This window comes from Treponema sp. (assembly GCF_045657965.1).
GTDB lineage: Bacteria > Spirochaetota > Spirochaetia > Treponematales > Treponemataceae > Treponema_D.
On the sequence record NZ_JAZOUG010000321.1, the window covers coordinates 1 to 6608 of the forward strand.

Annotated in this window: 6 protein-coding genes; 4 read left to right on the forward strand and 2 right to left on the reverse strand. The window is 39.4% G+C overall.

Going from position 1 to position 6608, the window contains the following annotated elements:
- The first annotated feature begins 52 nt into the window (after positions 1 to 52).
- A complete protein-coding gene (locus tag ACKI5B_RS12170; protein ID WP_407429143.1) occupies positions 53 to 1156 on the forward strand; it encodes an ABC transporter substrate-binding protein in 1104 nt (367 codons plus the stop codon).
- 130 nt (positions 1157 to 1286) lie between these two features.
- On the opposite strand, the gene ACKI5B_RS12175 is transcribed toward ACKI5B_RS12170, so the two are convergent.
- Positions 1287 to 1592 carry a hypothetical protein gene (locus tag ACKI5B_RS12175; RefSeq protein WP_407429145.1) on the reverse strand — a complete coding sequence of 102 codons (306 nt, stop codon included), beginning with the start codon at positions 1590 to 1592 and terminating at the stop codon, positions 1287 to 1289.
- A 268-nt stretch (positions 1593 to 1860) separates the two neighbouring features.
- The gene (gene ligA, locus ACKI5B_RS12180; RefSeq protein WP_407429147.1) at positions 1861 to 3795 is read right to left on the reverse strand and encodes an NAD-dependent DNA ligase LigA; all 1935 of its coding nucleotides are present in this window, start codon (positions 3793 to 3795) and stop codon (positions 1861 to 1863) included.
- Positions 3796 to 3908: 113 nt separating this feature from the next.
- Between ligA and ACKI5B_RS12185 the strand changes: the two genes are divergently transcribed.
- The 3 genes from ACKI5B_RS12185 to infC all read left to right on the forward strand — a co-directional run.
- On the forward strand, positions 3909 to 5273 hold the full coding sequence (locus tag ACKI5B_RS12185) for a glycoside hydrolase family 3 N-terminal domain-containing protein (protein ID WP_407429149.1): 1365 nt from the start codon (positions 3909 to 3911) through the stop codon (positions 5271 to 5273).
- A complete protein-coding gene (locus tag ACKI5B_RS12190; protein ID WP_407429151.1) occupies positions 5270 to 6097 on the forward strand; it encodes an RsmB/NOP family class I SAM-dependent RNA methyltransferase in 828 nt (275 codons plus the stop codon). Before ACKI5B_RS12185 ends, ACKI5B_RS12190 begins: the two co-directional genes overlap by 4 nt.
- Positions 6098 to 6171: 74 nt before the next feature.
- Positions 6172 to 6608: translation initiation factor IF-3 (gene infC / locus ACKI5B_RS12195; protein WP_407429153.1), on the forward strand; the 437-nt coding region annotated here is incomplete at its 3' end.

A 6608-nucleotide genomic window follows, 5' to 3' on the forward strand; every position in this document is an offset into this window, starting at 1 on the left:
CCTGAAATTGCAAAAATACAAAAAACACTAAAAGAAATAGGAGAAAAAATCTATGAAAACAGCAAAATCTTTTTTAAAAACAGTTCTTATTATTGTCACTACGATTACGCTTACTTTCTTCCAATCGTGTAACAAGAAGAACGCCAAAAATCTTCCAAAATTGAATTTAACGCTTCTTTTGAGTTCAAATTATTCGCCAATTTTGCATCTCAACGCGGAAGGCGGCATTGCTGAAAAAAAAGGCGGCGTGTACCCGACTTTGGAGTATACGACAGGCTTGGAATCCGTTTTAGCCGGAAAATCTGACGGCAGACTCAATGCCTTACAGCCGTCTATAATCGCAGGCGGAAACGGAAGCGATATTACCATTTTCGCAGGAACGATGGGCGGCGGACACCTTATCTTTGCAAATAAAAATGTTGCTGAAACGCTGAAAGACCCGAAAAATTGGAAGGGAAAAACCGTCGGTGGTACCGCAGGCGGAACTGCTGACTGTGTGCTTCGTTCCGCTTTACGGGATAACTACGGAATCGACTTCGACGAAATGAATTACAAATATTTTGATAATGATGAAGCTATTATTGCTGCTTGTAAACACGGAGATGTTGACCTCATTACTTCATATTATGCCTTGCGTGAAGTAGCGGAAGCTTCTGGGCTTGTTCAGATTGCTGAACTTGTTGACTTGTACCCTGATTATGCCTGCTGTCGACAAACTGCAAACGGTGCAAAATTGCGCTCTGACCGCGACTTGTTCGTAAAATGGACAAAGGGGTTGATTTATTCTTGGAAATATTTCAATACCGACGAAAAAGGCACAATTACAGTCATAAAGAAAGTGACAAATCAAGACGACCAGTGGGTGTACGACCATATTTATGATAAAGAAGGGACTGCGAACATCACATTCCATCCCGACCCGTTCTATAACGGCTGCGCACCGCAATATGATGTATTGTTTGATCTTGGTTTTATTGAGCCGGAAAATCCCCGTCCGCTTCATGAGTATTTCGACATTTCGATATATGCTGACGCGCTCAAGGAAGTGATTGCCGAAAATCCCGACGATTCCTTTTATACGGATATGTGGACTTATTTCGTGAGCCATAATGATAAGTATCCTGACTTTGAAAAATTGTACCCAAAAACATTGTAGGACACAAAGCGGGGTGCGAAAATGACGCAGAAACAGTGCATCGTGCTGATTGGCGCACAGCATATCGGCACTCACGGAGCAATTTCTCTAGTGGAAGATTTGTACAATCATTTTTAGAATAATTTCTTTCCTACTTATTCAAAAGTCTGAAACATTTTAGTGCTGAATTATAAACCACACCAAAATCGTCTTCTTCTTTTGGATAAGAGCCTTTCAAAAAAAACTTTTCAAGCAGATTTACATAATACGAAGCAACTTTATCGTCAGGATTTTCACTCATGAGTTTTTTGAATTTATCGCAGGAAATGGCATAATCTTCATGCTCAAAATCTTTCATTGCACTTTCCCAGACTTCTGTGTATTTCAAAAGCTTTTCGCCTGCATCATTTTTTAAGCAAAGCGGCTCATAAAGTGTAAGCGGTGTATTTACATTCACAACCTGAACCCGGTCCAGACGGCGGCAGAGGATTTCATCTCCAAGTTCCCTGTAAGTTGCTTCACTTATTAAAATTCCTAATATAGAAAACTCCGTACTTTTTTAACCGGCGAAACAATGCAGAACAGACTTAAAAACGTTAAATAAACCCCAGATAGGATTTTTAAACTTATTTTTAAGAATAATTATATTAAAAATACAGAGGATTTCAACAGTTTTATAAAAGTTTACACATATAAAATAAGTATTTTCTTAATTATAAGATACCTTATTTCAACATCGCCAGGAATTCGTCTTCGTTAATAATCGGAATACCGAATTTAGCCGCCTTCTGATTTTTGCTTGAACCGCTGGAGGTGTCATTTGTAACAAGATAGCTTAAATCTTTAGTAACAGATGATTTGCACGAACCGCCTGCCTTTTTTACCATCGCTTCAGCATCGTTTCTTTTCATTGTACGAAGTTCGCCTGTAAAACAAAAAGAAATACCGGAAAGTTTACCGTCTCCAGTTTCTTCAAGAACAATTGTTCCATTTTGAACAAGCGAGCGCATTTCACCGGCATTTTCAGAAAGCCCTTCAACAATAGTTTTCGCAGTAATTTCAGCAAATCCGTACACAGAAGCAATTTCTTCTTCACCGGCACAAAGAAGCTTTTCTAAGGAATTAAAGCCGGCATCAATCAGTTTCTGAACCATTGTTTCGCCGATTCCTTCAATATCAAAGCCGCCCACAAAAACTGAAAGAGACATTCTGCGGTGACTCTGAATGCTTTCATAAACTTTTTTTGCACCAAGCGAATCTTTCCGGCTTTCTATTGATTCTTCATTCAGAAAATAAGGAACGAGTTTTTCTGCCGTAAGCGAATAAATGTCTGAAATGCTCTTAATTTCTTTGTCTTTAAAAAGGGAGCGCAGAAGTGTATCTCCAAAATCCCGGATATCAGCTGCACTAACCCATTTTTGAAGCTGATGAAGAACCCTCTTTTCACAGGATTTATTCGGACAGAAAAGCCTGCTTCCTTCGTCAACAAGCTCAGTTCCGCAGCAGGAACACTTTTTCGGAAAGACAATTTCACTCGTTATCTGCCCCTCTTCTTCAGTTAAAACACTTTCAATTTTAGGAATAATCTCACCGCGCTTAACAACAACTACCTTACTTCCGATTTTGACCCCAAGAGCACGCATTGTGTCAGGATTTGCCAGAGAAGCCCTCTGAACACTTGTCCCGTTCAGCTGAACTTCATCAAAAATTGCGACCGGTGTGTAAGTTGCACCTGATTCACTCCACTCAACTTCCCTCAAAACCGAAACAGCTTCTTCAAGAGAAAACTTAAAGGCAATCTGTCTGTCAGGCCGTGCCCTGCTTGCATCAGCTAAATCAATTTTCCGCTCTTTAATTACAAGTCCGTCAATATCGTAATTAAGAGATTTTCTGACTTCCATTACTTCTTCCCGGTAATGAATCACTTCTTCCGGCGATTTACAGATTTTAAGCGGTGAAGTTGAAAATCCGCATGAATTAAGCCAGTTGATTTTTCCTTCTTCATCACTGAAAGGACTATTTTCTTCAGTAGAAAGTGCGTCGTAAGTCATAAGACACAAATGCTCGCTTCCAGAACCGTCTTTTCGCTTCATAAGCCCATTCGCAGCATTCCGGCAGTTTGCCTTATCAGAATAAAACTTTTCGTGAACCGTGTGGCTCATAATCACTTCACCGCGTACAGCCCCGGTAAAATCTATTTTATTATTCTCAGAATCAAATAATGCAGTTTTGACGCCCTGCATTTTTCTGGCATTTGCAGTAATGTCATCCCCGATTGTACCGTCTCCGCGTGTTACAGCCCTCACAAGTTCCCCATGATTATACTGCAGCTCAAGAGAAGCACCGTCAAGTTTATATTCAACAAGATATTCATCGTAAGCATGATTTTTTGCCCATGCAAGAAACTGCTCGGGGTTTGCAGCCTTTTCCTGACTTCCCATCGGCATTATGTGACGGATTTTTGCAAAATTTCCAGAATCAGAGCCTACCCGCTGTAAGACCGGATTCTGCGGGTCTAAAGATTTTAATTCATCCCAGAGTTTATCAAATTCAGCGTCAGAAATTTCCCCTTCACCGTTATAGTAAGAATCCTGATATTTTTTAATAAGCAGCGCAAGTTCTGAAATGCGTGCACTTTCATCAATGTCAAATAAATCCATAACCTTTATGTTAATGAAATTTTCAGAATTTTTCTATATTGAATAAACTGCTTCCTGCATAGCAATTTTCTGTCTTTTTCACTAAAATCAAATTTCAGGAGGTAAGAAAAAAAATGCATTCACACTTCAAAAATCATATCCGTTTATCTGAATTTTTAAACATATTACTTATTTTCAGTTTTCAATTTTCAGTTTTCAATTTTATTTCCTGTACAAAAAGACTTACTCCTGAAGAAATTGAAATTCAAAATCAGCAGAAAATCGAAAATGCAAAAAACAGTGCAATTTCAGAATATGTAAAAAATCTTTCCGATGAAGTTAGACTCTCTCAGCTTTTTCTTGTAAACATCGAAGGAAATGAAACTTTCCATGCTGTCGAAAAAACAGGCTCTCTCCATGAAAAACCGGCTGAAGGAAATCCTCTTGTACCTGGCGGAGTACTGCTTTTTTCCTATAATATTTCAAATGATCCTCTTCAAACTTACGAATATATAAAATCAATCCGTGATTTCTACCTTGCAAACGGAAATCCGCCGCCATTTGTTTCAGTTGATCAGGAAGGAGGCTATGTAAACCGTCTGCGTTCACTTACAGCCACACTCTGTTCACAGCAAAATGCGGCATCTTCTTTATCACCTGTGTCAGCCCAACAGCTTTACGCTTCTCAGGCACGCCAAATGAATAATCTTGGCTTTCATTTAAATCTTGCACCTGTAATTGAAGTCGAAAATGACGAAAACCGGGATTTTTTAGATACCCGCTCTTTTGGAAATATTGGAAATGTCCTTATTTATGGTAAAACCTGTGTTTCTGCCTACGAAAATAACAAAATAGCCACAGTTTTAAAGCATTTTCCTGGAAATTCCAGTACAGACCCTCATACAGGTCTTCCGGAAATTTCAGTTACCAGAGAAATCCTTCAAAACCAATACCTTCTGCCTTTTAAAAACCTCAACTCTTTATCATCTGCAGTTTTAATGAGCCATGCAAGAATTACAGTTTCTGATGATTCTACTTACACAGAATCAAAAAATCCGGCATGTCTGTCAAAATACTGGGTCACAGACGTTCTTAGAAATGAACTTGGTTTTAAGGGACTTATTCTTTCTGATGATATTTTTATGGCCGCCCTTGCAAAAAACGGTTATCCGCCGGAAACTGCTGTAATCAGTGCTGTTGAAGCCGGAATTGATGTAATCATGCTTTCAGAAAAACGCTTCGGGAAAGTTGCCGGAATTATCCTGAAAAAAGCCTGTGAAGATGAAAATTTTTCAAAAGAAATAAACCGTGCTGCAGAAAATGTAATCCGCTTCAAAATTAAAGCAGGAATTCTTAATCTGATTAAAACATCTCAAGACAGTGAAACTGAACTTCCGCAATTTAAAGTAGAAATAAACAAAAATTATGCTGATTTTGACTTATACAGATTTAACGAGGATTACAAGGCAGGAATGAATGCCTTCGAAATGAAAAAATGAAACAAAAAGACCGTGAAAAAAAACTTACCGGCGCTCAGGGATTTGACTCTTACTATTCAGCCCTGTTCGGCGAACGCTGGCAGTCGATTAAAGAAGCTTTTTTGCTTGAAAGTGACTATGCTGAATGGAATGCAGGCGGAGAAAAAACCTACTTTCTTGACTCAGCTTCTGTAAGGGCAGCTGTCTCGCTTCCCTTAAAAAACGCAGTGGATATTCTTGATTTATGCGCAGCTCCAGGCGGAAAAACTTTAGTACTCGCCGGCAACATGTCAGAAAATGCACATCTGCTTTCAAATGAACGCTCTTCCGACCGCAAAAACCGGCTTTTAAACACAGTGCGGGACTGTCTTCCTCAAAATATTCAGGAGCGTGTACAGGTCATCTGTAAAGACGGAGCCGTAATGTGCCGCACAAACGAGGAGTCTTTTGATGCAATTCTTCTTGATGCTCCCTGTTCAAGTGAACGTCATGTATTTAATGATAATAAATATCTTTCTGACTGGAGCCCTTCCCGAATCAAAACACTTTCAATGGCACAGTGGGCACTGCTTTCTTCTGCATGGCGGATGCTTCGTTCAGGAGGTTTTCTTCTTTACTCAACATGCGCACTTTCTCCGGAAGAAAACGATAAAATAATCGAAAAGCTGCTCAAAAAATTCGATAATGCAAAAATCTTAGAACCAGAAATCAGTTTAAATTACTCTGATTTTACAAAAGCAAAACTACCTGAATATGAAAAAACTCAATTTGGTTCTCAAATTTTACCGGATAAAGCAAAAGGAGCAGGCCCGCTTTATTTCTGTCTGATACAAAAAATTCTATAGACAAACAACACAATATTTTGATAAAATATTAAAACATATTTGCAGTAGTGTTTTTATAAACACAAGGAGGAATGTTGGCAGATACAAAAGGTTTACGAATCAACGAACAGATTCGTGTACGAGAGGTCAGGCTTGTTGATGAAGAGGGCGGAAAAAATGGAATTATTCCAACACGTGAGGCTCTCGAACTTGCAAAAGAACGCGATCTTGACCTTGTAGAAGTTTCGCCAAACGCAAATCCACCGGTTTGTAAAATCTTAAACTACGGTAAGTATCGGTTCGAGCAGGAAAAAAGGCTCCGAGATTCCCGCAAGGCCCAGAAAGCCCTTAAGCTCAAGGAAATCCGTATGCAGCCAAAAATTGGTGCAGGCGACCTTGATACTAAGGCAAAACACGTTCAGGAATTTCTTAACGAAGGCGATAAGGTCAAAGTTACAATCCGTTTCCGCGGTCGTGAACTTAAGTCGGAGGCCCAAAGCGGTCTTAGGAAGACAAATGTCTTAGCCAACTC